This window comes from Dehalobacter sp. (genome assembly GCA_023667845.1).
GTDB lineage: Bacteria > Bacillota > Desulfitobacteriia > Desulfitobacteriales > Syntrophobotulaceae > Dehalobacter.
Map to the genome: position 1 here is coordinate 1 of JAMPIU010000131.1, position 3,571 is coordinate 3,571.

The 3,571-nt window shown below is 43.4% G+C and carries 5 protein-coding genes; all 5 read right to left on the reverse strand.

All coding sequences use genetic code 11. From position 1 onward, the window contains the following. Positions 1-216: hypothetical protein (locus NC238_10175; GenBank protein ID MCM1566295.1), on the reverse strand; the 216-nt coding region annotated here is incomplete at its 3' end. 53 nt (positions 217-269) lie between these two features. Further along, on the reverse strand, positions 270-776 hold the full coding sequence (locus tag NC238_10180; GenBank protein ID MCM1566296.1) for a hypothetical protein: 507 nt from the start codon (positions 774-776) through the stop codon (positions 270-272). Between the two features lie 7 nt (positions 777-783). Further along, a complete protein-coding gene (locus NC238_10185; protein ID MCM1566297.1) occupies positions 784-1,629 on the reverse strand; it encodes a hypothetical protein in 846 nt (281 codons plus the stop codon). Then, complete coding sequence (locus tag NC238_10190) at positions 1,622-2,581, reverse strand: hypothetical protein (GenBank protein ID MCM1566298.1); 960 nt, start codon at positions 2,579-2,581, stop codon at positions 1,622-1,624. The genes NC238_10185 and NC238_10190 overlap by 8 nt, the downstream gene beginning before the upstream one ends. Beyond that, the coding region (locus tag NC238_10195) for a Gfo/Idh/MocA family oxidoreductase (protein MCM1566299.1) at positions 2,578-3,571 on the reverse strand (994 nt) is incomplete at its 5' end. The genes NC238_10195 and NC238_10190, both read right to left, overlap by 4 nt.

Sequence of the window (3,571 nt, forward strand, 5' to 3'; positions counted from 1 at the left end):
TGTATGCTTTTGAAATATCCTTTGATACCTAATAAGTGTTTCGTAGCGATTTTTATTTCCACCTGGTACAATTATAGAAACAGAATATCCTTCAGACAAAAATTTTTTAATAACTGTGTCAAAGCTTAAGCTTTTCTGTTTAGCAGGCTCTTCGCGGATATCAGTTAATATTATATTTAAAAACGCACTCTTCGACTTCGGACCGCCAAATGTCATTTTTAAAATGAGCTTCGACATTAAGTAGCGGAAAAACCGCATAAACTTTTTTTTTAACGCATAAAAGGACTCAATAACCATTTAAGCACCTTAACCACATGAAATAGATACGGTATAACATGCGTGAACCTGTCATGCACTGCACTTTCCCACTTATATTTTGAACTACATTCTTGAGCAACATCTTCTTGAGCCAGATAACTTGAAATAAAGAATATTTCGTCGTCGCAACTACTTTTTTTAACAGATAGTACATCCAGCGCATTGAGATAAAAACGTGCTTCCAATCTAACAACAGATAACTTTAACGCCCTTCTTATTAAAAGAGCGTCATTAGCATTTAGCGATACATTGGAAACAACTCTATCTGCGAAACGACTCACAATTAAATCTTCATTTCTAAGGTCACGCTGAGGATTTTCCAAGGCCAATAAAAGTTTATCTGCTTTATCTGCTTTTTTTAGAGAGTTAGAGTAGCAATAAATTTTATCAAATTTTCGCCGAGATAATTCTTCATGGAGGCTATCACTCAAGCTCCCTAAAACAAAAGCGACTTTCACAAATCACCTATGCCGCGCTTATTATGTTGTGGACAACCGACAAACTTTTATTGTAAGCCCCTGCACGAACTATAATTCCTGCAAAGGATTTCATTTGAAGAAAAGCGACTCCAGTAATGATGGCCATATGCCCTATATTCATCCCATGCGAAGTGAAATATATCTTCGTCGCAACCAAGCTTAAAGCCACGGAAACAGATACCATTGATATAATTACCAAGGACACGTAATTTGGCAGCAACAGTATTTTGTAAAATCTCCGATGTTCGTGCCCTCCTATATACTCGTTAAGTCGCCCTGTAGCTGTTATGTTTTTGAAGCTGTTAGCTGAGAATTTCACTCCTTGCTTACTCGCCCAAGCACCTATGAACAGAACAAGACCGACAATCAATAACGTATAAGGAGTAATGACTGTCCAGAGACAGGCAACAATTACAATTAGCATCAACGGAATTATTATATCTAATACAGATATCATCAATTTTACTATATTTCTTAAGTCCCCTTTTGTAAGGGGAAAATGTAAGCTAGAATTTCTTTCCACAATTTTAGCTTCAAACTTGTACGTCGATTCAAGAGCTAACATCTTAGAAAGTAACGAGAAACATGTCGAACCTATTAACCCGGCAGCCCCTACACCCGGATAAATATAGGAGTCGGCGGGCTGGCCGACGATTTCAAGAAAATACGCATTCACACTCCCACTAACCCAGCTGAAAACTATCCATATAGAAGCCATTTGAAGCAAAATAAAAAAAAGTCGACATCCTAAGCTGGCTAAAAACAATAATGGCGCAGCTCGGAAGAAATATATCAACACCGGCATTAGCTTACTTTTATAAAGATTACGCATCCTTATGGTAGCCCGCCACATTGCAGAAATAAGGGAATCTCTCGTGTAGCTCTCTGAGCGCGCATAGCTCACCTTTATTGGCAGATAAAAAAACCTCGGTCTGACGATACAGTCCCGGTTTGAATTTTTTCTCTAATTCGTCGTCAAGCACAATTTCCTGCTCCGTCACTGTCCCCTTTCGAGTTTCCAACAGCTTCTCCATTGGACAAAGCCGCAGCTTGCGCAGCGGAGTAAAGAGCTCGATCCACCAGCGGCCTGCTGAGCCCCAGTCCGAGCCGTAGGAGAAGAGCACATTCTTTTGGCTAATACCTGCACCAGAGAACACTTTTGCGGTCGGGTGCCAGTCGAGTGTGCCTCCCCGGTAAGCGGTTAAGGCCTTTGGCGTACCGGCAAAGTAAAATGCAAGGTCAATCACATGAGTCGAATTGGCCAATAGCCAACGGGCTTTTTCATAGGGGTCTTTTTTCAGCCCTTCGATAACATGAGCCCATTCGGTGAAATCAAACTTGACCATCTCCAAGCCACCGTCAGCCTCGATGATTTCACGGGCCTTGATCACCGAGCTGAAGAATCTCCGATTGTAGGCGATGAAGACTTCAGCCGAATTGGCTTTGGCCAGGCGATAGGCATCGTCCAACGACTCTTGGTCCAAGACGAACGGCTTCTCGACGAGAATCTTTTTCGCGCCTGCAAACAAAAGACTACGAACGTTGCCATAAAGCTGCGTTACGTTGGTAGTAACAATGCAGTGGGTGAAGCTCGCGATATCGAGCGTGCCGATATTTGCTTCCAGGCCACCGGATAATGCAACTATCCCCGTATCGCGCTTAAAATTCTCCACACCTGTAGTACTTCGCCCTACAACAGTTACAGGGGTATTCAGCGCTTTCAGTACTTTAATGTACTCTTTGGCCATTGCCCCACTGCCCACGACCAGAACATTCATACTCATGTAATCGGCACCGTTTTCATATCGTTTTCTTCATACTTCGAGGCATACAGTTCATATGCGGCATTGATGAACGGTCGATGCAATGCCATCGACTCGGAAAATGTCGTAAGTCCACACTGCCGGGTTTCAATTATTGCGTCGACCAACGGCCCCGTCAGCTCGCTCTGATAAGGCTGGCGAAAAACTTGAGTTTCGCATCTGCCGTTTTGATCAGTAACTTTTATCTGACCACTGATCTCATTGATGCGGTACTCATTGAGAGACGTGACAACTCGAATATCGAAGCTAACTCCGCTCGGGCTTTCGCGGCAGTCAATCTTGAACTCGGGGCCGGAGTCAAAAGCACCAACTGCCGCTCCGAAAAACTCAATATAGTTACTGCGCTTGCTAGGAACAATATTCTGCACTTTATCCAAGCTTATAGTATAGGTGTGCCGCTGAGCTAAGTAGCTAAACAAGTCTATAAAGTGAATAGCATTACAGGCCATACCAAAATTTTCGCCACTGACCTCGAATCGAATGATTGCCTCATTTTGCAAAATTGTGCGCAGCTGGATATAAAACGGATTTAACCGGCGCGGACAATTAACCCACGCATGTGCCGAAGTTTGCTCGATTAATGCAGCCGCCTGGTCAATATCACCTACCGAGTTGAACGCTACCTTTTCCAGAACAAGGTCTTTTGCACCTAGACTTAAGGTGCGTCTCAGTATCTCTAGACGCCCAGTTGCAGGTGTCGCATCGATGACAATATCGATTTTCTGGTCAATATCATCGAGCGAACCGTGAAAACTAACTATTTTCTCGGGTTGGCTGCCTGGGGCCTGCTCCATAGCTGATTTGGCCAACGACCGTGCCTCGTCGAACGACTCTACAACGAATATCCTGATTGGATATCGGCTGTTTTTCAGGCTTTGTAAATGCCGTCGTCCCAGGTTTCCAGCACCCACTAATAAAACATTTTTCATCGTTGCACCTAGATTATATCGT

Bases quoted from the DNA above. Each gene is read 5' to 3' on its own strand.
- NC238_10185 (MCM1566297.1), bottom strand. From the start codon at position 1,629: ATGCGTAATCTTTATAAAAGTAAGCTAATGCCGGTGTTGATATATTTC.
- NC238_10190 (MCM1566298.1), bottom strand. From the start codon at position 2,581: ATGAGTATGAATGTTCTGGTCGTGGGCAGTGGGGCAATGGCCAAAGAG.